General features: G+C 46.5%; 22 protein-coding genes. 12 read left to right on the top strand and 10 right to left on the bottom strand.

The features are described from left to right. Nucleotides 1-84 precede the first annotated feature (84 nt). Nucleotides 85-948, bottom strand: coding sequence for a YicC/YloC family endoribonuclease (locus ACLJXE_RS04310; RefSeq protein ID WP_202037398.1), 864 nt, complete (start codon nt 946-948; stop codon nt 85-87). 125 nt (nt 949-1,073) lie between these two features. Between ACLJXE_RS04310 and rph the strand changes: the two genes are divergently transcribed. After that, on the top strand, nt 1,074-1,790 hold the full coding sequence (rph, locus tag ACLJXE_RS04305; RefSeq protein WP_003024054.1) for a ribonuclease PH: 717 nt from the start codon (nt 1,074-1,076) through the stop codon (nt 1,788-1,790). A 65-nt stretch (nt 1,791-1,855) separates the two neighbouring features. Beyond that, nucleotides 1,856-2,497, top strand: a complete 642-nt coding sequence (pyrE, locus tag ACLJXE_RS04300) for an orotate phosphoribosyltransferase (RefSeq protein ID WP_271442020.1) — start codon at nt 1,856-1,858, stop codon at nt 2,495-2,497. An 82-nt stretch (nt 2,498-2,579) separates the two neighbouring features. On the opposite strand, the gene slmA is transcribed toward pyrE, so the two are convergent. From slmA to coaBC, 3 genes are all read right to left on the bottom strand, one after another. Next, nucleotides 2,580-3,176 (bottom strand): nucleoid occlusion factor SlmA, encoded by a 597-nt coding sequence (slmA, locus tag ACLJXE_RS04295; RefSeq protein WP_003827257.1) that lies wholly within the window; start codon nt 3,174-3,176, stop codon nt 2,580-2,582. A 116-nt stretch (nt 3,177-3,292) separates the two neighbouring features. Beyond that, a complete protein-coding gene (gene dut, locus ACLJXE_RS04290; RefSeq protein ID WP_061066835.1) occupies nt 3,293-3,751 on the bottom strand; it encodes a dUTP diphosphatase in 459 nt (152 codons plus the stop codon). Then, nucleotides 3,729-4,949, bottom strand: coding sequence for a bifunctional phosphopantothenoylcysteine decarboxylase/phosphopantothenate--cysteine ligase CoaBC (gene coaBC, locus ACLJXE_RS04285; protein WP_410750257.1), 1,221 nt, complete (start codon nt 4,947-4,949; stop codon nt 3,729-3,731). The genes dut and coaBC overlap by 23 nt, the downstream gene beginning before the upstream one ends. 171 nt (nt 4,950-5,120) lie before the next feature. Between coaBC and radC the strand changes: the two genes are divergently transcribed. The 4 genes from radC (at nt 5,121) to mutM (ending at nt 7,393) form a co-directional block, all read left to right on the top strand. Next, nucleotides 5,121-5,786, top strand: a complete 666-nt coding sequence (gene radC / locus ACLJXE_RS04280; protein ID WP_410750177.1) for a RadC family protein — start codon at nt 5,121-5,123, stop codon at nt 5,784-5,786. 275 nt (nt 5,787-6,061) lie between these two features. Then, the gene (gene rpmB / locus ACLJXE_RS04275; RefSeq protein ID WP_003024071.1) at nt 6,062-6,298 is read left to right on the top strand and encodes a 50S ribosomal protein L28; all 237 of its coding nucleotides are present in this window, start codon (nt 6,062-6,064) and stop codon (nt 6,296-6,298) included. A 20-nt stretch (nt 6,299-6,318) separates the two neighbouring features. Then, the gene (gene rpmG, locus ACLJXE_RS04270) at nt 6,319-6,486 is read left to right on the top strand and encodes a 50S ribosomal protein L33 (RefSeq protein WP_003024094.1); all 168 of its coding nucleotides are present in this window, start codon (nt 6,319-6,321) and stop codon (nt 6,484-6,486) included. Nucleotides 6,487-6,583: 97 nt separating this feature from the next. Next, nucleotides 6,584-7,393: a bifunctional DNA-formamidopyrimidine glycosylase/DNA-(apurinic or apyrimidinic site) lyase gene (gene mutM, locus ACLJXE_RS04265; RefSeq protein WP_410750176.1), complete on the top strand. Its 810-nt coding sequence runs from the start codon at nt 6,584-6,586 to the stop codon at nt 7,391-7,393. Between the two features lie 49 nt (nt 7,394-7,442). Here the strand turns inward: mutM and coaD are convergent, their stop codons facing one another. The 3 genes from coaD to ACLJXE_RS04250 all read right to left on the bottom strand — a co-directional run bounded on the left by coaD (nt 7,443) and on the right by ACLJXE_RS04250 (nt 10,444). Further along, complete coding sequence (gene coaD, locus ACLJXE_RS04260) at nt 7,443-7,922, bottom strand: pantetheine-phosphate adenylyltransferase (RefSeq protein ID WP_271442023.1); 480 nt, start codon at nt 7,920-7,922, stop codon at nt 7,443-7,445. A gap of 8 nt (nt 7,923-7,930) precedes the next feature. Next, complete coding sequence (gene waaA / locus ACLJXE_RS04255) at nt 7,931-9,208, bottom strand: lipid IV(A) 3-deoxy-D-manno-octulosonic acid transferase (RefSeq protein WP_286629997.1); 1,278 nt, start codon at nt 9,206-9,208, stop codon at nt 7,931-7,933. Nucleotides 9,209-9,454: 246 nt separating this feature from the next. Beyond that, nucleotides 9,455-10,444 carry a glycosyltransferase gene (locus ACLJXE_RS04250; RefSeq protein ID WP_410750175.1) on the bottom strand — a complete coding sequence of 330 codons (990 nt, stop codon included), beginning with the start codon at nt 10,442-10,444 and terminating at the stop codon, nt 9,455-9,457. Between the two features lie 311 nt (nt 10,445-10,755). Here ACLJXE_RS04250 and ACLJXE_RS04245 point away from each other — a divergent pair, with 311 nt between their 5' ends. The 5 genes from ACLJXE_RS04245 (at nt 10,756) to ACLJXE_RS04225 (ending at nt 16,124) form a co-directional block, all read left to right on the top strand. Next, entirely contained in the window at nt 10,756-11,997 is a 1,242-nt protein-coding gene (locus ACLJXE_RS04245; protein WP_410750174.1) for an O-antigen ligase family protein, read from the top strand. A 289-nt stretch (nt 11,998-12,286) separates the two neighbouring features. Further along, entirely contained in the window at nt 12,287-13,291 is a 1,005-nt protein-coding gene (rfaQ, locus tag ACLJXE_RS04240; protein WP_410750256.1) for a lipopolysaccharide core heptosyltransferase RfaQ, read from the top strand. Nucleotides 13,292-13,311: 20 nt separating this feature from the next. Next, on the top strand, nt 13,312-14,436 hold the full coding sequence (locus ACLJXE_RS04235; protein WP_286629993.1) for a glycosyltransferase family 4 protein: 1,125 nt from the start codon (nt 13,312-13,314) through the stop codon (nt 14,434-14,436). Further along, nucleotides 14,429-15,226, top strand: a complete 798-nt coding sequence (rfaP, locus tag ACLJXE_RS04230; protein WP_286629992.1) for a lipopolysaccharide core heptose(I) kinase RfaP — start codon at nt 14,429-14,431, stop codon at nt 15,224-15,226. Before ACLJXE_RS04235 ends, rfaP begins: the two co-directional genes overlap by 8 nt. Before the next feature lie 127 nt (nt 15,227-15,353). Further along, nucleotides 15,354-16,124, top strand: coding sequence for a glycosyltransferase family 25 protein (locus tag ACLJXE_RS04225; RefSeq protein ID WP_410750173.1), 771 nt, complete (start codon nt 15,354-15,356; stop codon nt 16,122-16,124). A 128-nt stretch (nt 16,125-16,252) separates the two neighbouring features. Here ACLJXE_RS04225 and rfaC read toward each other — a convergent pair whose 3' ends face one another. The 3 genes from rfaC to rfaD all read right to left on the bottom strand — a co-directional run bounded on the left by rfaC (nt 16,253) and on the right by rfaD (nt 19,464). Then, entirely contained in the window at nt 16,253-17,212 is a 960-nt protein-coding gene (gene rfaC, locus ACLJXE_RS04220; RefSeq protein WP_410750172.1) for a lipopolysaccharide heptosyltransferase RfaC, read from the bottom strand. A 3-nt stretch (nt 17,213-17,215) separates the two neighbouring features. After that, a complete protein-coding gene (gene rfaF / locus ACLJXE_RS04215; RefSeq protein ID WP_410750171.1) occupies nt 17,216-18,262 on the bottom strand; it encodes an ADP-heptose--LPS heptosyltransferase RfaF in 1,047 nt (348 codons plus the stop codon). A gap of 260 nt (nt 18,263-18,522) precedes the next feature. Continuing rightward, on the bottom strand, nt 18,523-19,464 hold the full coding sequence (rfaD, locus tag ACLJXE_RS04210) for an ADP-glyceromanno-heptose 6-epimerase (protein WP_410750170.1): 942 nt from the start codon (nt 19,462-19,464) through the stop codon (nt 18,523-18,525). A 303-nt stretch (nt 19,465-19,767) separates the two neighbouring features. Here rfaD and ACLJXE_RS04205 point away from each other — a divergent pair, with 303 nt between their 5' ends. Next, nucleotides 19,768-20,919, top strand: a complete 1,152-nt coding sequence (locus ACLJXE_RS04205; RefSeq protein WP_410750169.1) for a glycosyltransferase — start codon at nt 19,768-19,770, stop codon at nt 20,917-20,919. The last annotated feature ends 31 nt before the right edge of the window (nt 20,920-20,950 follow it).

Below are 20,950 nucleotides of genomic sequence, written 5' to 3'. Positions count from 1 at the left end.
ATGCGTAGTGAGGGGTTATAAACACGCTCATTGGAAAAAACACGTAGCGCCGCCGTTTATCGACGGGCTACGTGAGATGGTGACTTACTCGATGTTCTGGATCTGCTCGCGCATTTGTTCGATCAATACCTTCAGTTCAATCGCGGAGTTAGTGACCTCTGCATTGATAGACTTCGATGCCAGGGTGTTCGACTCACGGTTGAATTCCTGCATCATGAAGTCCAGACGGCGACCTACCGCCTCTTTTTTCTTCAGGATGTTGTAGGTTTCTTTGACGTGGGCTTCCAGACGATCGAGCTCTTCCGCCACATCGATGCGCTGTGCCATCAGCACCAATTCTTGCTCAAGACGGTTATTTTCGAGTTGGACCTGCGCGTCTTCCAGTTTGGCGACCAGACGCTCACGCTGCCACTGCAGAATTTCCGGCATATGTGCACGTACCTTCGCCACTTCAGCGCTAACGCCTTCCAGACGTTGCTCGATCAGTGCTTTCAGGGCCTGGCCTTCAGTTTCACGCGCGACAATGAAATCATCCAGTGTACCGTCAAGCGTGGCGAGGATTTCAGCGGCAATAGCATCCAGGTCTTGCTCCTGAGCAGCCATTACACCCGGCCAGCGCAGGATATCGACCGGATTAATTTCGCCTTCATCGCTCTGCATCTTGACCCAGTTAGCAGCACTAACGAGCTGTTTAGCGAGTTTTTCATTCAGAATGAGCTCGCCTTGTGCGCTGGCATCAGGTTCAAAACGCAGTGTGCATTCGATTTTACCACGTGTCAGACGTGTGCGGATGCGCTCACGCACAACAGGTTCAAGACTACGGAACTGCTCCGGCAGACGAAAATAGGTTTCCAGATAACGCTGGTTTACCGAGCGCATTTCCCAGGTAGCGCTACCCCATTCACCCTTGATTTCACGCCGGGCGTAGGCGGTCATGCTGCGGATCATAGACGTTCCTGTTTTTGAAGATGAGATGGGAGGATTATAGCCATCCACGTCTTGTCAGGATAGGAATAACCGTCGGAAGTCCGTATAATGCGCAGCCACATTCGTTTCAAGCCGGAGATTTTATCATGCGTCCAGCAGGTCGTAGTGCCAATCAGGTGCGTCCCGTCACCCTGACCCGTAATTATACAAAACACGCTGAAGGCTCCGTGCTGGTCGAATTTGGTGATACCAAAGTGTTGTGCACCGCGTCTATTGATGAAGGTGTTCCGCGTTTCCTGAAAGGCCAGGGCCAGGGATGGATCACCGCAGAATATGGCATGCTGCCTCGTGCCACGCATACCCGTAACGCACGTGAAGCGGCAAAAGGTAAGCAGGGTGGCCGTACCATGGAGATTCAGCGTCTTATTGCGCGTGCGCTGCGTGCCGCAGTTGACCTGAAAACCCTTGGCGAGTTCACCATTACGCTGGACTGCGATGTTATCCAGGCTGATGGTGGTACGCGTACCGCATCCATTACCGGTGCCTGTGTCGCTTTGGCTGACGCGCTGAACAAACTGGTAGCAAGCGGTAAGCTGAAAACCAACCCAATGAAAGGGATGGTTGCGGCGGTCTCCGTAGGTATTGTAAATGGCGAAGCGCTCTGCGACCTGGAATACGTTGAAGATTCTGCCGCAGAAACCGACATGAACGTGGTAATGACCGAGGACGGTCGCATTATTGAGGTGCAAGGTACGGCAGAAGGTGAGCCGTTCAGCCACGAAGAGCTACTCACCCTACTGGCATTGGCCCGAGGGGGAATCGAATCCATTGTAGCGACGCAGAAGGCGGCGTTAGAAAATTGATTTTAAAGGCGACTGATGAGTCGCCTTTTTTTTGTCTGTAATAAAGTGAGATGAGGAGCGAATCCATGAAACCGTATCAGCGCCAGTTTATTGAGTTTGCGCTTAGCAAGCAGGTACTAAAGTTTGGCGAATTTACGCTGAAATCCGGGCGCAAAAGCCCCTATTTCTTCAACGCCGGGCTGTTTAATACCGGGCGCGATCTGGCACTGTTAGGCCGTTTTTATGCCGAGGCGCTGGTGGATTCCGGTATTGATTTTGATCTGCTGTTTGGCCCTGCGTACAAAGGTATTCCTATCGCTACCACAACAGCGGTTGCATTGGCGGAGCATCACGACAAAGATTTACCGTACTGCTTTAACCGTAAAGAGGCTAAGACCCACGGTGAAGGCGGCAACCTGGTAGGGAGCGCGCTACAAGGACGTGTGATGTTGGTTGATGATGTGATCACCGCCGGGACAGCGATTCGCGAGTCAATGGAGATTATCCAGGCGAATGGCGCACGGCTTGCTGGTGTATTGATTTCTCTCGATCGTCAGGAACGTGGGCGTGGTGAGATTTCAGCTATCCAGGAAGTAGAGCGTGACTATGGTTGTAAGGTGATTTCTATTATTACCCTGAAAGACCTGATTGCATATCTGGAAGAGAAGCCTGAAATGGCAGAACATCTGGCAGCCGTGCGAGCATATCGCGAAGAGTTCGGGGTGTAATTCAATTACCGGGTGGCGCTACGCTTATCCGGCCTACAGTTATGTAGGTCGGATAAGGCGAAATCGCCATCCGGCAACTGTATTACTGTAGTTGTGCCGCGACTAACGGCCAGCGGGTGTCAAAGTCATCCGTTGGACGGTATTTAAATTCGCTGCGCACAAAACGAGATAACATACCTTCACAGAAAGCCAGTAACTGACTGGCCAGCAGCGTTTCATCTACAGTGTAACCTTCGCCTTCACGCATTCTTTTTTCTCGCAGAACCTGGCGCAACTGTGCCTCAATGCGTTCAAAAAGCTGGTTAATACGGCCTTGCAGACGATCCTGTTCAAACATGAGCGCATGCCCGGTCAGAATGCGCGTCAGACCGGGGTTACGTTCACCGAACCCTAAAATCAGCAGAACAATCAGACGCAGACGTGCGTTGGTGTCCTTTTCATCTTTTAAGATCAGATTGATACGGGTAATCAGACTATCTTCGATAAACTCAATCAAGCTATCGAACATGCGGGTCTTGCTGGGAAAATGGCGATACAATGCCGCTTCGGAAACGCCCACAGAGGCTGCCAGTTTTGCTGTCGTGATACGCTGGCTTCCATCACTGGATTCCAGCATCAGCGCCAGAGACTGAAGTATTTCTTCGCGACGATTCCTTTTCGCAGTTTGCTTTTCTACCATGTTACAAAATACCCCTGAAAATAAGCACTTGCCAGGCAGGCATCCACACAGCGACCGCAAACGACTGTTTGCGGTATGTTATTGCATTATTACGCTGAGGGATGCTTCTCTACGGGTTACTTGCGCCCGGAATGGCCGAAGCCGCCTTCGCCACGATCGGTGGCTTCAAACTCTTCCACCAGATTAAATTCAGCCTGCACAACCGGTACAAAGACCATCTGCGCAATACGTTCGCCAGGCTCAATGGTGAAGCTATCCTGGCCACGGTTCCAGATAGACACCATCAGCTGACCCTGGTAGTCGGAATCAATCAAACCGACCAGGTTACCCAGTACGATACCGTGCTTATGACCCAGACCAGAGCGCGGCAACATCACTGCGGCCAGTGAGGGATCGGCGATATGGATGGCTAACCCGGTTGGCACCAGCGTCGTTGCGCCAGGCGCTAATTCTACGGCGTCATCAAGACAGGCACGCAGGTCAAGTCCGGCAGAACCAGAGGTGGCGTATGTCGGGAGCGGAAATTGCTTCCCGACGCGCGGGTCCAGAATTTTAACGTCGATTTTTTTCATCATAACGGGTCACGATCTCGTCGAGTAATAATTGGCCCAGGAGTTCTTTGCGCTCAAGCGGTAAGACTTTATCTCCATCCTGCCAAAAAAGGTGTAATGCGTTGCTGTCGCTGTTAAATCCTTGAGTAGAAAGCGAAACATCGTTCGCACAGATCACATCAAGGTTTTTGCGTAGGCGTTTTTGCCGGGCATATTCTTCCACATTATTTGTTTCGGCGGCAAACCCAACGACAAAAGGACGGTTAACATCCAGTGCGGCAACGCCTGCAATAATATCCGGGTTCTTGATCATTTTTACTGTTAATTCATCGCCCTGCGTCGCCTGCTTTTTGATTTTTTCGTGGGCGACGGTCTCTGCGCGATAATCAGCAACTGCGGCGCAGCCAATAAAAATATGCTGCTGCTGCACTGAAGATTGCACGGCTGCTTCCATTTCTAATGCCGTCATGACATCTACGCGCTGTACAAAAGCAGGTGTGGGCAGCGAAACGGGGCCCGATACCAGAGTGACATTCGCCCCGCGTTTGGCTGCGGCGGCGGCGATAGCAAATCCCATCTTCCCGGAGCTATGGTTGGAAATATAACGCACAGGATCAAGCGGTTCGCGCGTTGGGCCCGCGGTTATCATGATATTAAGATGTTGCAGATCGTTTACAGAAGAAAAATGTTCTGCCGTCATATCCACAATTGTTAAGGGATCCAGCATACGGCCAGGACCGATGTCGCCACATGCCTGACTACCACTGTCGGGTCCCCAAATGAGCAAACCGCGGGAGGCGAGGACGCCAAGATTATGTTGAGTTGCGGCGGCGCGGTACATTTGCTGGTTCATGGCCGGCAGCACTGCAACAGGAGCAGGGGTTGCCAGACAGATTGTTGAAACCAGATCGTTGGCCATTCCTGCTGCGACGCGAGCAATCAGATCTGCCGTGGCGGGGGCCAGAATAACTAAATCGGCCCACTTACCCAGTTCAATATGACCCATTGCGGCTTCAGCCGCGGGGTCAAGCAGGCTGTCGGATACCGGGTAGCCCGAAACTGCCTGTAAGCTCAGGGGAGTAATAAAGGCTTTTGCCGCCTCAGTCATTGCTACGCGGACGTCTGCGCCACGTTCCCGTAAACGACGCACCAACTCAGGGGTTTTGTACGCAGCAATGCCGCCACTGACGCCAAGTACAATTTTTTTACCGGCCAGGCTCATCATGATCTTTCCTGTTGGGTTACACCAGAAGGCGGATATTTTATCACACTCCATCATTTATCGTGCTTTTGACCATGATCCACTTTGCGAAGCGCCACGAGGAATGGATAACAGAGCGTCGATCCACCGCTGGTGTTATGCCACCATGCGGATGCAAAAGGGAGGGGATGCATGAAAAATACAGGATGTTTGATGCCCCGGGAAAAGATGATGGAGTTTGGGGTCAATTCACTGACGGACGTCGAGTTACTGGCGCTGTTTTTACGCACTGGAATCAGGGGAAAAGATGTCCTGACGCTGGCGAAAGAAATGCTACAGCAGTTTGATTCGCTTTACGGCTTGTTGTCGGCTGACTACATGGATTTTAGCCTGGTTCAAGGCATTGGCCTTGCGAAGTACGCTCAGCTTAAGGGCATTGCTGAGTTGGCAAGACGCTACTACGACGTGCGGGTGATAGAAGAAAGGTCGATACTTAGCCCGAAAATGGCACGCGAGTTTCTGCAAAGTCAGCTATCGCAAGAAGAGCGCGAGATCTTTTTGGTGATCTTCATGGATTCGCAACATCGAGTGATAAAACACAGCAAACTTTTTTCCGGGACGCTTAGCCATGTAGAGGTGCATCCGCGAGAAATTGTTCGTGAAGCGATAAAAATGAATGCGTCGGCGGTGATCCTTGCGCATAATCACCCCTCGGGGTGTGCAGAGCCGAGCAAAGCAGATAAACTCATCACCGAGCGTGTTGTGAAATGCTGTCAGTTCATGGATATCCGGGTGCTTGATCATCTGATAATTGGACGCGGAGAGTACGTTTCTTTAGCGGAACGCGGTTGGATTTAACGCACTTTACGCGATCCATCGGGATCTTTGTCTGTTCGGGACTTGAGCACATCGCTGACTCAGCGTATACTACGCCACCTTTGAGAATCTCGGGTTTGGCATTTGGGCCTGGCAATCGAGAGTTCGCAAATACATAAAATCATTCATTCGGCATCCAACGACGTTGCAGTATGAACGATTAAGTGTATTGAACTGCGATAACCGGGCTGAGAAGCCTGACGAGGCGCCAATACCCCATACGAAGCTCGAGCTAATTTGATTTTTGGAGAATAGACATGTCCCGAGTCTGCCAAGTTACTGGCAAGCGTCCGGTGACCGGTAACAACCGTTCCCACGCACTGAACGCGACTAAACGCCGTTTCCTGCCTAACCTGCACTCTCACCGTTTTTGGGTTGAGAGCGAGAAGCGTTTTGTCACCCTGCGTGTATCTGCTAAAGGTATGCGTGTAATTGATAAGAAAGGCATCGAAACAGTTCTGTCCGAACTGCGTGCCCGTGGCGAAAAGTACTAAGTACTAAGAGGAAATAAATCATGGCTAAAGGTATTCGTGAGAAAATCAAGCTGGTTTCTTCTGCTGGTACTGGTCACTTCTATACCACTACGAAGAACAAACGTACTAAGCCGGAAAAACTGGAACTGAAAAAATTCGATCCAGTTGTTCGTCAGCACGTTTTATACAAAGAAGCGAAAATCAAATAATTTCGCTTTGATGTAAAGAAAAACCCTGCCTCGGCGGGGTTTTTTGTTTTCTGGCCGTCCCCATATTAATGAGACCTGTTACAGCGCCGGAGATGCTATGCCTGAATTACCTGAAGTCGAAACCAGTCGTCGTGGTATTGAGCCGCATCTGGTAGGGGCGAAGATTTTACACGCCACTGTACGTAATGGCCGTTTGCGCTGGCCGGTATCTGAGGAAATCTACCGCCTGAGTGATAAACCTGTATTGAGCGTACAGCGCCGCGCGAAATACCTGCTGCTGGAACTGGCGGATGGCTGGATTATCATTCATCTGGGGATGTCGGGTAGTCTGCGTATTCTTCCTGAAGAACTTCCCGCAGAAAAGCATGATCACGTCGACTTAGTGATGAGTAATGGCAAAGTCCTGCGGTATACCGATCCCCGACGTTTTGGCGCCTGGCTGTGGACGAAAGAACTGGATGGACATAATGTCCTCGCTCATCTTGGCCCAGAGCCGCTGAGCGACGATTTCAACGCCGCTTATCTCCAGCAGAAATGCGCAAAGAAGAAAACGGCGATAAAACCCTGGCTGATGGACAACAAGCTGGTGGTGGGGGTGGGCAATATCTACGCCAGTGAGTCCCTCTTTGCGGCTGGCATCCACCCTGACCGCCTGGCATCATCGCTGTCGAAAGATGAGTGTGAGCTGCTGGTACGCGTTATTAAGGCTGTATTGCTGCGCTCTATCGAGCAGGGTGGAACGACGCTGAAAGATTTTCTGCAAAGTGACGGTAAGCCAGGCTATTTTGCTCAGGAATTACAGGTTTATGGACGTGAAGGTGAGCCTTGCCGCGTATGCGGAGCGCCAATAGTTGCGACTAAGCACGCTCAGCGAACGACGTTCTACTGCCGTCGCTGTCAGAAATAACATTCTTGGCAGGCCGGATAAACCTTGTCGGCTTACCCGGCTAAATGCACTACTTCAGCTTATCCATTAGCGCCTGATGAACATTTTTCGGCAGGAAGTGGGTCACGTCACCCTGGTGGCGGGCGACTTCTTTAACCAGCGATGATGAAATAAACGACCACTCTTTAGAAGGCATCAAAAAGACGCTTTCCAGTTGAGGCATTAAGTGGCGGTTCATGTGCGCCAACTGCATTTCATACTCAAAATCAGCCACGGCACGCAGGCCACGAATCAGAATATTAGCCTGATTATCGCGGGCAAAGTTGGCCATTAAATCGCTAAATCCCATGACTTCTACATTACCCAGATGCGCCGTTGCCTGCTGTGCCAGCTGAACGCGTTCTTCCAGCGTGAACATCGGTTTTTTACTGGGGCTTGCGGCAATTGCCAGGATCACGTGATCAAACATGCTTGTCGCACGTGTCACGATATCAAGATGGCCGTTAGTTATGGGATCGAAGGTTCCTGGATAAATCGCCCGTTTTTGCATGACAGCCCTCAATGCGTTTTGGGTGGCAGGTATGGTTCCAGCAGCTGCAGCAGACGCTGTAGCGCGCCCTGATTCTGGTACAGTACTTCAACAGCATGGCGACCATAAAAATTTCGATAATCTTCATCGGTCAGTAGGGACGAAACCTCTTTCACCAGCGTGGTGACGTCAGTGACGGTGATCAACCCACTTGCCTGTTCCAGTCGGGCGCAAATATCTTTGAAGTTAAAGGTATGCGGGCCCATCAATACAGGAATGGCATGTGCCGCTGCTTCCAGGGGGTTGTGTCCCCCACGCTCAACCAGAGAGCCGCCGACAAAAGCAAGATCGGCAATTCCGTACAGCAGCATCAGCTCGCCCATCGTGTCGCCAATAACCACTTGGGTACTTGAGGACGGAACTTCGCCAGAAGAGCGTGTGGTAAAGCTTAGACCAGCCTGGCGTACGAGGTTAATAGCATCCGGGAAGCGCTCAGGGTGTCTGGGAACCAGAATCAATAAAAGATTCGGGAACTGGTGTAACAGCGCCTGATGAGCTGCAATGATGATGCTTTCTTCCCCGTCATGCGTGCTGGTCGCAATCCATACCGGGCGATGAGGAGCCCACTGGCGTCGTAACGTAATCGCTTTAGCGGCCAGCTGTGGGGTGACGGAAATATCAAACTTCAGGCTACCGGTGACGGTGACCTGATTGTTCCTGGCTCCCAATGTAATGAAGCGAGCGCCATCTTCTTCGTTTTGTGCAGCAATCAGCGTAATGCGGCGTAATAGCCTGCTAACAAATTTCCCTAATTTAGCGTAGCCTGCGGCTGAACGCGCGGAAAGGCGCGCGTTGGCGATGACCAGCGGGATATGGCGCTTATGCAGTGCAGCGATCAGATTTGGCCAGAGCTCGGTTTCCATAATTAACACCAGTTTGGGGTCAACTTTATTCAGGAAACGGTTCAAAGCATCCGGTAAATCATAGGGAAGATAGATATGTTGAACGTCTGTGCCAAAAGCAGATTGCACGCGCTCAGAACCGGTTGGCGTCATGGTGGTAACCGTGATCGGCAAATCGGGATAACGATGTCTCAGAGCGCGGACTAATGGGATTGCTGCCAGTGTTTCACCCACGGATACTGAATGGAGCATGATGCCGCCAGGTTTCAGTGGGCGGCGATAAAAACCGTAGCGTTCACCCCAGCGTTTACGGTACGCCGGAGCTTTACGTCCGCGCACCCAAAGCCGTATCCAGATCAGAGGCTGAATAAGGTAGAAAAGGGCGGTGTAAAGCAATTCTAGCATAATAGTAGCTGGCTTATGGATGTGCTGGGGATTCTATGTATTTAACTATGGCTTTACCATCATTTTTGCTGATTTTTTGAGGAAACTGTACGGATCACGAGAAAGGGGGGCTGAGTTGTGTTGTCCCACTTTGTAATCTCTGCTGTGGAAGGCTAAAAACGGAATGGTTATGGTCATAAAAATCGATCTTTTTATGGAATATGCCAGAGACATAACCACTCCTGAAAAGACAATAATATCAAAGTATTAGCGTTTTTTCTGTGTTTGGTATTTGTTAATTAAATACTTAACATAGAAAATAAAAGCACCGAGGAGTTGACCATTGTGTTTTAAATGTGTGCTTTTCCGCGATAGCTGTTTATACGTAGTGGGTGCCAATAAAGGAATATCTTTCCACGGCGAATTCTCTCTGGCTATTTTGAAGTATTCGACCTCAGCGTAATATTGCGCCCAGTCATGCCAGGGTTTAGTGACGCCGACATAGTGAATGAATACCGTTTGTGATGTGATTTTAAAGGCATCACCACCTTTCTTGGCTAACGTATCGATGTTAAAGAATGAGTTGAATTTATGGTCCAGAATTTTTACGCGATCATTGAAGAGAACGTTCAACGCATCCTGATCGGGATGTGAGAAACGGTTTTCATTGACCTTTGAAATGACCTGCAGAGTCAGATTAGTATCTTTTAATTCTGGAAGATTAAAATACATAAAGCCTGAGTTGAAGTACAGGCCTGGATTGATACCGGCAACAGCAGACGTATCGACAAAGCTATCATGGACAGCCATTAATACATTGCCATTAAATTTTTCCGTGAGTAACGAGGTCAGGCTTCCTTTACATATAATATCAGAGTCAAGATATATAATGCTGCTGAGTTTATCGGCAAAATAATCGATTGCAATAAGTCTGAAATAGATTGAATAATTCCATGCCTTAGATGCTGTAGGTAGATTTTTTAATTCATCATCATCCAGCACATAAAATGTAATATGGGTATTGTATTGACTTGCCAGGACTGAAAAAAGATGAAGCTGATGTTCGTCAAGATAATTAGTGAAAATATGGAAGTGGAAGTTCAGATCCCGGTTATTTAAAAGTACCGATGTAATTGAAACGCCCGTACCATAAAGAAACGGTTTGTCAGCGCCATAGGTAATATTGACACATGTAATGTTGTTATCGTCATTATTAATATGTGCATTCTTAATATATTTTATTATATTTGCTTTCACATCTTTTTCCTTTTGATTCTTTCAGAGTGCACGCGTGTTTATGTAAGACAAAATGGCTCTCCTGTGGGCATAGAATAGAACAAACTGTAAAGGAAGGAAAGAGATACTTGGTGGCTAAATTCTATTGATTAATCATGATGTTATGTTGTGTTTTTTTTGTGGGTAGAACGAAGAAACACAGTGAGAGGAAGAGACTAAAATTAATGGGGGATTTTTACGATGTTATATAATAAGATATGCCCCATAAATCATGTGAGCAAGTGTTTGTTGTTGATTAACAAGGCTATTTGAAGAAGTGAGATTTGAATTCTATGAATCAAGTAAGATACAGTCAAAATGGTAATATCTTGATTTTAAGCAAAGTTGTATTGATCTTAATGATTTTTGGTTTATTTACGATAGATAATCAAGGGGTGCTAAATATGACCTCTTTGCTCGCTGTAGGTTTATCTATTTATTATATTAGAGCCAATAAAATAGACATTAAGAATATTGTCATCGACCTTGTGCAGAAGAGAAAAATATTGTTACTCTTCACGCTGTGGTGTATTTTTTGTATTGTGTTTTTTACCTATAAAGAGAAATCTCTTGATGCCTTTATCATATTGATAAAAGACTGGCGTTACCCGCTAGTGATGATGTTATTTTTCGGAGCATTCAGTAAACATATCACCTCACTGAGACAGTTTTTTGTCATTGGTGCGATACTGACTCTATCCTATATTGTCTTAGTGGTACCAATTTTAAGAATTATAAAAAATAACCCACAGGAACTGTATTTACAGCTTCGCTATGGCTTCGCATTCTATGTTGTTATGCTATTTCCCTTTGTATTAACAGGGGCGATCTTATTCAAGAATCACTTTCTGAAAACAGTATTGTATATCATTTCTGCGCTTGCATTTGTTTTTTTATCATACACCGGGAGTCGGGCAGGAATCTTAGCAGTTGTTGTAGAGATTTTCCTGATTTCATTTCTGGTGAGTAAAACCATCAAGAGATTTATGGCTGCTACCTGCGGCTTGCTATTTATAATGGTTGCTTTGCTTACCGGGGCCTACAACACAGTGGGTCAGGTAAAAATGAAAGTCGATCAAACTCTGCAAATGAATAACGTCACATCCAGTCGTGATGAAATCATCTCAGACCGTTTCCCTTTAGTAATGAAAAATATCAACAATGCCGTCTTTGGCATTGGGTATGGAAATTCTACATACAACCAGTATTTAGAGGACCATAACGCGCCGAAAAATGGTGGGGTATATTCTGAACGGAATAAGAGTTATAATATAGATGAACCATTTTTTATGATAATTTTTTATAATGTCGGGAGCATCGGTCTGCTTTTATTTATTGCAGCGTTTTTTATTACCTTTAAAGATATATACGCCCGTGCCAGAAACCAAAAGGATATTTTTAGCATTTCATTACTGTGTTCTCTCGTTGGCTACATTCTTATATATTGTTTATTTGAAAAAATGTTTATAAATGTCTTTTTGTTATACAGCATAGCTATCCTGATGTTGTATGACAAAAATGAATCGGCAGAGTAATGAATTAACATTAAAATGAGCCTATGTGACGTAGTTGAGAATATAGGCTCAATATTCATAACATGATAGATAGTCTCATGTATTGTTCGTATTCATTTATTCTCTCGTTCACATAGAAAATTTTCATAGATATCGAATTGTCAAGTGAATAGTGGTATAATATAAACGATAAAATAAGATGGTGTGTTCTGCAGTACACAGGTAGCTGTTGAGCCTGGGGCGGTAGCGTGATTTGAAAATTAACAATAACCTGAAAGGGTAGAGTGTGAAAAAGATCCTGGTAATAAAAATGCGCTTTCATGGCGATATGTTGCTAACCACACCGGTCATCAGCACGCTTAAAAAAAATTATCCTGATGCTGATATTGATGTTTTACTCTACGAAGATACCATTCCTATTTTATCTGAAAATCCCGATATCCATGCTTTGTATGGCATAAAAAATAAAAAGAGCTCTGCTTTTGAGAAAGCAAAAAATTTCTTATCACTGATCAAGGCACTACGCGGTAATCATTATGATTTAGTGGTCAACCTTACCGATCAGTGGATTGTTGCTTTACTGTGTCGCTTCCTGGATTGCCCAATAAAGTTGACGCATGATTTTTCGCACAGAAATAAGAAATTCTGGCGCGACAGTTTTACTCATCACGTTCCTCTAAGTGGCGATCATTGGGTTGAACGTAATTTGTCTGTGCTGACGCCATTAAACCTAAAAGAATCCGTCCCGGTATTGAAAATGGTTTATGGTGAGCAGGTCTGGCAATCTGTTCGGAAAAAACTTCCTCAGGTTGATACCCAGAAGTATGTTGTTATACAGCCTACGGCGAGACAAGAATTCAAGTCGTGGGAGAATGATAGATTCTCACTGGTGATTGATGCGATACATCATTTGGGGTATCAGGTTGTACTGACTTCTGGACCCGGTGCCAGCGATATTGCCTGCGTCGATGAGATCGCCAGGGCGTGTGAAACGAAACCTTTAACTGGAATCGCCGGGAAGACAACATTCCCTGAGCTTGCTGCATTGATTGATCATGCTGTACTTTTCATTGGCGTCGACTCTGCTCCGATGCATATTGCCGCAGCGGTTAAAACGCCCATCATTTGTCTTTTTGGCGCTACCGATCATATCGCCTGGCGACCATGGTCTGATGATGTGGTTCAATTTTGGGCTGGTGATTACCAACCAATGCCTGTGCGTGAAAAACTTGATCGAAGTAAGAAATATTTATCTGTTATACCTGCGGAAGACGTGATTGCAGCCATAGCGTCACGGTTACCTAAACTCGATTAATAAAGCATTCGGATATTAAAATGGTTATTGCCTTCTGTTTGTATAAATATTTCCCTTTCGGTGGGTTGCAGCGTGATTTTTTACGCATAGCATCGACAGTCGCATCACGTGGACATCATGTTCGGGTTTACACACAATCATGGCAAGGAAATATTCCAGACAGCCTGGAAATCATCATTGTTCCTGTGAAGTCTTGCTCCAACAACGGGAAAAATGCTGAGTATCATCGATGGGTTAGTAAACATCTTGAGAGTAATCCAGTAGACCGGGTCGTTGGGTTCAATAAAATGCCTGGATTAGATGTTTATTATGCTGCTGATGTTTGTTACGCAGAAAAAGTCGCGCAAGAAAAAGGTTTGCTCTATCGTCTGACACCACGATATCGGCATTATGCTGCCTTTGAGGAAGCAACATTTGCTGAGGGAAAATCAACACAGCTGTTGATGCTAACAGATAAGCAAATTGCGGATTTTCAGAAGCACTATCATACTGAGCAAGCGCGTTTTCATATCCTTCCTCCGGGGATTTATCCTGACAGAAAATACAGCTATCAGCCAAAAAATTGTAGAGCTAGCTTCAGGAAAGAAAATGATATCAGTGATTCCCAGTATTTAATTATACAAATTGGTTCTGATTTTACCCGTAAGGGTGTCGACAGAACTATCAAGGCGATCGCTTCCTTACCGGAAGCTGTCCGCAAGCAAACGATTCTGTTTGTTGTGGGCCAGGATAAGCCTGAACGCTATATAAAGCTGGCAGCAGAGTATGGTGTTGCTGACAATATCAAGTTCTTCCCTGGCCGTAATGATGTCTCAGAGTTAATGGCAGCGGCCGATCTATTGATTCATCCGGCATACCAGGAAGCCGCAGGGATCGTGCTGGTTGAAGCTATTGCAGCAGGTTTACCTGTTATAACAACGGCAGTTTGCGGATATGCCCATTATATTAAAGATGCTGAGTGCGGCATTGTTATTGATGAACCGTTCGAACAAAAATTATTAGATGAAGCTGTTTATTTTTCTTTAACTGACTCAGGGCAGAGAAAAGCATGGAAAGATAATGCACAACACTTTGCTGATACTCAAGACCTTTATAGTCTACCTGAGAAAGCAGCTGATATTATTATAGGTGGTACCCATGGTTGATTTAAAAGAACCATTTTTATCCTTGTGGAAAGGGAAAGATGCTTTTTCTGAAGTGCAGAAGCTGCAGGGAGAAACATTTAGACAGCTCGAAACGCGTAGAACGATAAGGTTTGAGATTGCAGGTAAAAGCTATTTCCTGAAATGGCACCAGGGAACTAAACTGAAGGAAGTTATCAAGAACTTATTCTCTTTACGTTTGCCGGTACTCGGTGCTGATAGAGAATGGAATGCTATACACCGTTTGCAGGAACTGGATGTTGATACAATGCATGGTGTTGGTTTCGGGCAACAAGGTATAAATCCGCTCAACCGTATCTCATTTATTATAACGGAAGATCTGAGTCCGGCGGTTAGCCTGGAAGACTATTGCGCAGATTGGCTGGTGAATCCGCCTTCGCGAAAAGTGAAAATGGCATTAATTGAGCGTCTTGCCATTATGGTCAGAAGGATGCATCAGGGAGGCGTTAATCACCGTGATTGCTATCTCTGTCACTTCTTATTACATCAACCGGCCAATTTTGAGGATAATACGTTCAAACTGTCGGTTATTGATCTGCACCGGGCTCAGATAAGAAATGCGGTTCCTATTCGTTGGCGAAATAAAGATCTGATTGGTTTGTACTTCTCCTCGTTAAACATCGGGTTAACGCAAAGAGACTACGTTAGATTTTTGAAGATATACTTTCAAAAAGACATTAATACAATCATTCATGATGAGTCTGATCTCTTTGCAAGCTATGCAAGAAAAACTAATAAAATTATTAATCATACATCAAAAAATAAACTATAAATATGAAGTAATAGACTTTGTATAGCTACATAGAATAGTTAATTAAGTTTATTCAGCTGGCCAGTAATTGTTAATCTTTACTTCACGATGACTGTGCTGGCTTAATTATATTAGAGGGTTTGAACTCATGCACGTGCTGGTCATTTCGCTTCCTTTTGACGATGCCCGACGAAAACGCGTATCAGATATAATGAATGAATTAAATATCGAGTATTCGTTCGTTGATGCTATCTATGGAAAAAATTTGTCTGCCGAAGATAAGAGCAAGATACGGTTAACTGACTTTCAGCACAGGGAAAATCATACGCCTACTGATGGTGAACTGGGTTGCTCACTAAGCCATATGAAGGCATTCAAACAGTTTGGGCAGAGTGGACAAGATTGGGTTTGTATTCTTGAGGATGACGCGATAATTGATCAGAATTTTAAGGAATTTATATCGACTGTCGATGAAAGTGTTCTCAATAAAGACGCGTTATACCTACTTGGTGGGCAGGATGGTTTAAGGTATAAGAATAAAGTTGTCTTAAATTTGGTTAAGCTCAAGAAAATTGGTGGCCAGACCTTCGGTAAGGTCATATTTGGTCATGGGTATGTTTTACGAGCCTGCGGTTATTTAATGAATTCTGTAACAGCTCAAAAACTTGTTTCCCGTTTTGAAAATAACTTTTTCATCATAGATGAATGGGCATATCTGATGCGCCAGGGCTATTTTTCTGATATATACCTGGCAAACTTTGTCCATCACCCTGAAGAGTTGTCCGGGAGCTGGTTAGAGAAAGAACGTAAAGAGATAAAGAGTCACAAGAAAAAGCAGAAATCACTTCTCAGACGTAAAATTTCATCCTCATACTGGCATACCCGACGAATGATTCTCGGATTATGTTGGTGGAAGTAGATGAATGCAACAATGCGTAACCGTGGATGAAATACGATATAGTGCATAGTTTTGGTCAGCGACAGATATGTTAAATAGCAAAGCGATTGTATAAGAATGAATTTAACATATCTGCGATATCTGAATAATTACAGCAGCGCTATGTGAGAATAAACCTGAGTGGGTTCAAGCATAGCAAGTTTTCCTTCCGGGGCACGACATGTGACCTGATTCTTCCCGTATCCCCCAATCAACCCCGGGTCCGTAGGGCCATATAGCGTAACATTCGGCCGATCCAGTGCGGCGGTCAAGTGGCTTAATCCGGTATCAACGGATACCACAAACTTAGCGCCAGCTAATATCCGGGCGACATCCCCAAGATTCATTCGCGGTAAAACGTCTACGTAATCAAATCCTTCTGCCAGTCGTCTGGCTCGCGCTTCTTCATGCGGAGCACCCCAGGGGAGCTTAATACGTATTTCTGCGTGATTTAATAAGCCAATGAGCTCCCGCCACTTCGCTTCCGGCCAGTGCTTGTCATCACGAGTGGTGGCGTGCAGGAAGACGGCGTACTGCCCTGCATCAGCATTGAGTCCATTCACAAAATGCTGTGCAATAGCGTAATCACCCTGCGACTGGGGTTTGGCATATCCCAGACTTTTCGCGAACAGCTCACGAGTACGTTCAACAGCATGCTGTTGTCTGGCGATATGATGCTTACGGTTATAAAACAGACTCGCCAACGGTTCGCGCGCGGTACTCCAGTCCATACCATGCTTAATGCCATGCGCCAGACGTGTGACCAGCGCGGCGCTTTTTACCAGCCCCTGTGCATCGATAACGACGTCATAGTTCTGTAAACGCACCGCATCGCGAAAAGCTGTGCGCTCAGCTTTAATGGGGGCGGAAAACCAGGCTTTACGCCAGCGGCGAATCGCCACCGGGATCACACGGTCAACGGCCGGATGCCAGGAGGGGATTTGAGCAAACCCTTCTTCCACTACCCAATCAAACTGAATATCCGGAATGGCCTGCTGCGCATCTGTTAATGCGGGCAATGTATGCAGCACATCGCCCATTGACGATGTTTTAACGATCAGAACCCGCATCCGTCAGACTTCCTCTTGTAACAACAGGTCATTCAGTTCTTCCAGTACGCGCTGAGGTGTGATGTCAATCAGGCTCTGGTGATACCCTTGTGCAGTATCCCCCTTACGCACCTTATGATAGCCCGTAATCAGGCGAATCACGCGAGCTTTGTGGGAAAGTGGTGGAGTGAAATCCGGGCTGCTGGGGCCATACAGCGCGACCAGCGGACAATTTAGTGCGGCAGCCACGTGCATCAAACCGGAGTCATTGGTGACCACGGCTTTGCAGGCAGCGAGCAGGATAACGGCCTGCTCCAGCTGCGTTTCACCAGCCAGGTTCCGACACCATGCCTGCTGTTCAACGCTCAGTGCAGCCAGAATCTCATTGCCAGCTTCATGATCCTTAGCCGAGCCAAACAGGACAACTTGATAGCCTTCGTCGATCAGCTGCTTTGCCAGTTCAGCATAGTGGTAATGTGGCCAACGTTTCGCTGGACCAAATTCTGCACCCGGGCAGAAACCGATGATTGGACGTTCAGCCGAGAGGGAAAATTGGCTACAGGTAAGTGACTTCTCGCCTTCACTGACCTGCAATTGTGGCCACAGCAGCGGCTGTGGTAAATCTTTGGCTGTGAGCATCACGCCTTTATCGTACGCTAACGCGACATAGCGCTCGACCATCAGTGGCCAGGCTTCCTTATCCAGTACACGCACATCGTTCAGCAGACCATAACGCATCTCGCCACGCCAGCCGGTACGATGAGGAATACCCGCGAAGAAAGGTACCAGTGCGGATTTAAACGAGTTCGGCAGGACGTACGCGCGATCGTAGCGTTTATCACGCAAATTGTGGCCCAGTTTGCGGCGCTCGCCAATCTCCAGTGCGCCGTGTCCAAGCGGCATGGCGATAGCATCGTTGACTTCAGGCATGCGCGATAATAACGGACGACACCATGCAGGTGCCATCACGTCGATTATTGCCTGGGGATAGCGCGCCTTGAGCGTGCGGTAGAGACTTTGTGACATCATCATGTCACCCACCCAGGACGGGCCAACCACCAATATCTTCATTCACTTCATCCTTCAAGCTGTCTCTGCGTTGGCTGCGGGGTACTCGGCCCATCCCTGGGCCTCCCCTCTTCGGGGCCGCTGCAAGCAACGTTCAAATCTGTTCCAGACAGATTTGTCACTCCGGTCACTTACTCTTGTAAGCTCCCGGAATGAATGAGGGACATCCGTGTCCCTCACCAAAGGCAGCCTCCGGCAGTTCAAATTCGTTCCAGACGAATTTGTCACGTAGTTGCCGCCTTGATACCGCTCGAATGATTTTGTTAATTTGTATCGTTGTTGCGGTTCAGCCAGGCCATATATTCCGTCACGCCTTCGGCAACGGTCTTGAACGGTTTGTCATAGCCCGCAGCGCGCAGGTTAGTCAGATCCGCCTGAGTAAATGCCTGATAGCGGCCCTTCAGTTTTTCCGGGAACGGAATGTACTCAATGCTGCCTTTTTTGTGGTATGCCAGTGTGGCATCCGCGACGGCCTGGAAAGACTCTGCGCGACCAGTACCGAGGTTAAAGATGCCGGAAACGCCGTTTTCCAGGAACCACAGGTTTACTGCTGCAACATCGCCGACATAGACGAAATCACGTTTGAAGTTTTCACTGCCTTCGAACAGCTTGGGTGTTTCGCCGTTGTTGAGCTGAGTATTGAGATGGAAAGCTACGCTCGCCATGCTGCCTTTGTGACCTTCACGCGGCCCGTAGACGTTGAAATAACGGAAGCCAACGATCTGAGAATTTGCTTCTGGCAGGATCTGGCGTACATATTCGTCGAACAGGAATTTTGAGTAGCCATAGACGTTCAGCGGTTTCTCATATTCACGAGATTCGATGAAGTCAGAGGTACGACCGCCGTACGTTGCTGCAGAAGAGGCATACAGGAAAGGAATTTCACGCTCCAGGCAGTAGTGCAGCAGCTCTTTGGAGTATTGATAGTTGTTGTCCATCATATACTTGCCATCCCACTCGGTCGTGGAAGAACACGCGCCTTCGTGGAAAATTGCCTCGATATCGCCGAAATCTTCTCCAGCCATAATCTGGATCAGGAAGTCTTCCTTATCCATATAGTCAGCAATATTCAGATCCACCAGATTCACAAACTTGGTGCCGTCTTTTAGGTTGTCCACCACCAGAATATCGGTGATGCCTTTGTCATTCAGAGACTTAACGATGTTGCTGCCGATAAATCCCGCGCCGCCGGTAACGATGATCATAAATGTAACCTTCGAATTATGGAGTCAGAGACAATCTCAGACACGAATGTCTCTAATCATATCACTACATGGCTTCGGCTTCAGCAGTACGTCGCGTTATGTGGCGTGTGGCATTTGTGTTGGTTATTGTTTTCATTGTTTATACTCTTGATTGAAATAGCGTAGGCAGAGTGGTGTATGATTCACGTCATGAATGAGTATTCAAGTGTGCGGTGCCGGCTTTTTCGGAGCCATCAACGAATGGATAAGCAAGGCAGAGTACTGTGTTGGGACTGACAATAGTCGTTGGAATGAAAATAATATATGCAACTTAAGAAGATAATTATTACAGGTTATGAAACCAGTGGCCTCGGCGGCATGGAGACGGTATGTATTAATCTGGTGAAGCTGCTGCGGATGCAAGACCCTGATATTGATGTCTCTTTTGTTTTTTTTAAGAAAAATAATAATAGCAATGTCAATAATGACTGGCTCACGGGGCAGCGCTATTGTCATCTTTCTTCTAATATAAAAATAACTAAATTAAGAAGACTCAGTTTTGCTTATGGTTTGCGAAGAATTATTCTTCAGGAAAGTCCAGATGTAATTATATCTCTGGATACGCTTTCATGTTACATCAGTCACGTTGCAAGAAAATATACAAGCAAGCAGGTTAAAATATTTTCATGGTTCCACTTCTCCATTTTTAACTTCTACAAAAATAATTACAAGAAAAAAATCAAGTACATTAATAAAGCCGACTATCATCTTTCAATTAGCTCAGGGATAACTCAGCAGCTCATTGAGATGGGAATAGAGAAAAGCACTATTGCAACGATTTACAATCCCGTTGCGCGATGCGATATCCGTATCCCTACCCCTGAGAAGCATGCCCGGTTTGTGTATGTAGGTCGGGTTGTGGCAGATGGACAAAAAAATGTACGTAGTCTTTTCAACGGGTTGGCTCAACTAAAAGGGAAGTGGTCCCTGGATATTGTCGGCACCGGTCCGGATGTTGATACCTTAACGGCATTAGCTGAAACGTTGGGAATTAGTGGAAATATTCACTGGCATGGTTGGCAGAAATCACCATGGGAATATATTCAGAACACGCTAAAAAATATCACCTGCCTGCTGCTAACTTCTCATTTTGAAGGTTTCGTTATGGTTCTGGTTGAAGCCAGTGCTCACGGTGTTTATGCCATTAGCTCTAATTGTGAAACGGGGCCTGCAGACATTATCAAAGAAGGGGTAAACGGTAATTTATACCCTACTGATGAACCGGAAAAATTTGTTTCCTTGCTACAGGGAATTGTTGATGGAAAAGCGTTGCCTGCCGGCGAGCAGATTCAGCAGGCGATTGAGGAATTCTACGAGGACAACTATATCATTAAGGTTAATAAGGCCTTTGCTATGGCAGGATTTACTATAGCACCACCATCAGCGTCTCAGGTCATTGATGACGCGACAACGTAAGTCAGGTCGTGATGCCAGGTCTGTCATTCCT

Source organism: Citrobacter sp. U14242 (assembly GCF_046555775.1).
GTDB lineage: Bacteria > Pseudomonadota > Gammaproteobacteria > Enterobacterales > Enterobacteriaceae > Citrobacter.
This window is presented reverse-complemented; position numbering and strand designations above follow the sequence as displayed.

Bases quoted from the DNA above. Each gene is read 5' to 3' on its own strand.
- ACLJXE_RS04310 (WP_202037398.1), bottom strand. From the start codon at position 948: ATGATCCGCAGCATGACCGCCTACGCCCGGCGTGAAATCAAGGGTGAA.
- rph (WP_003024054.1), top strand. From the start codon at position 1,074: ATGCGTCCAGCAGGTCGTAGTGCCAATCAGGTGCGTCCCGTCACCCTG.
- pyrE (WP_271442020.1), top strand. From the start codon at position 1,856: ATGAAACCGTATCAGCGCCAGTTTATTGAGTTTGCGCTTAGCAAGCAG.
- slmA (WP_003827257.1), bottom strand. From the start codon at position 3,176: ATGGTAGAAAAGCAAACTGCGAAAAGGAATCGTCGCGAAGAAATACTT.
- dut (WP_061066835.1), bottom strand. From the start codon at position 3,751: ATGATGAAAAAAATCGACGTTAAAATTCTGGACCCGCGCGTCGGGAAG.
- coaBC (WP_410750257.1), bottom strand. From the start codon at position 4,949: ATGAGCCTGGCCGGTAAAAAAATTGTACTTGGCGTCAGTGGCGGCATT.
- radC (WP_410750177.1), top strand. From the start codon at position 5,121: ATGAAAAATACAGGATGTTTGATGCCCCGGGAAAAGATGATGGAGTTT.
- rpmB (WP_003024071.1), top strand. From the start codon at position 6,062: ATGTCCCGAGTCTGCCAAGTTACTGGCAAGCGTCCGGTGACCGGTAAC.
- rpmG (WP_003024094.1), top strand. From the start codon at position 6,319: ATGGCTAAAGGTATTCGTGAGAAAATCAAGCTGGTTTCTTCTGCTGGT.
- mutM (WP_410750176.1), top strand. From the start codon at position 6,584: ATGCCTGAATTACCTGAAGTCGAAACCAGTCGTCGTGGTATTGAGCCG.
- coaD (WP_271442023.1), bottom strand. From the start codon at position 7,922: ATGCAAAAACGGGCGATTTATCCAGGAACCTTCGATCCCATAACTAAC.
- waaA (WP_286629997.1), bottom strand. From the start codon at position 9,208: ATGCTAGAATTGCTTTACACCGCCCTTTTCTACCTTATTCAGCCTCTG.
- ACLJXE_RS04245 (WP_410750174.1), top strand. From the start codon at position 10,756: ATGAATCAAGTAAGATACAGTCAAAATGGTAATATCTTGATTTTAAGC.
- rfaQ (WP_410750256.1), top strand. From the start codon at position 12,287: ATGCGCTTTCATGGCGATATGTTGCTAACCACACCGGTCATCAGCACG.
- ACLJXE_RS04235 (WP_286629993.1), top strand. From the start codon at position 13,312: ATGGTTATTGCCTTCTGTTTGTATAAATATTTCCCTTTCGGTGGGTTG.
- rfaP (WP_286629992.1), top strand. From the start codon at position 14,429: ATGGTTGATTTAAAAGAACCATTTTTATCCTTGTGGAAAGGGAAAGAT.
- ACLJXE_RS04225 (WP_410750173.1), top strand. From the start codon at position 15,354: ATGCACGTGCTGGTCATTTCGCTTCCTTTTGACGATGCCCGACGAAAA.
- rfaC (WP_410750172.1), bottom strand. From the start codon at position 17,212: ATGCGGGTTCTGATCGTTAAAACATCGTCAATGGGCGATGTGCTGCAT.
- rfaF (WP_410750171.1), bottom strand. From the start codon at position 18,262: ATGAAGATATTGGTGGTTGGCCCGTCCTGGGTGGGTGACATGATGATG.
- rfaD (WP_410750170.1), bottom strand. From the start codon at position 19,464: ATGATCATCGTTACCGGCGGCGCGGGATTTATCGGCAGCAACATCGTT.
- ACLJXE_RS04205 (WP_410750169.1), top strand. From the start codon at position 19,768: ATGCAACTTAAGAAGATAATTATTACAGGTTATGAAACCAGTGGCCTC.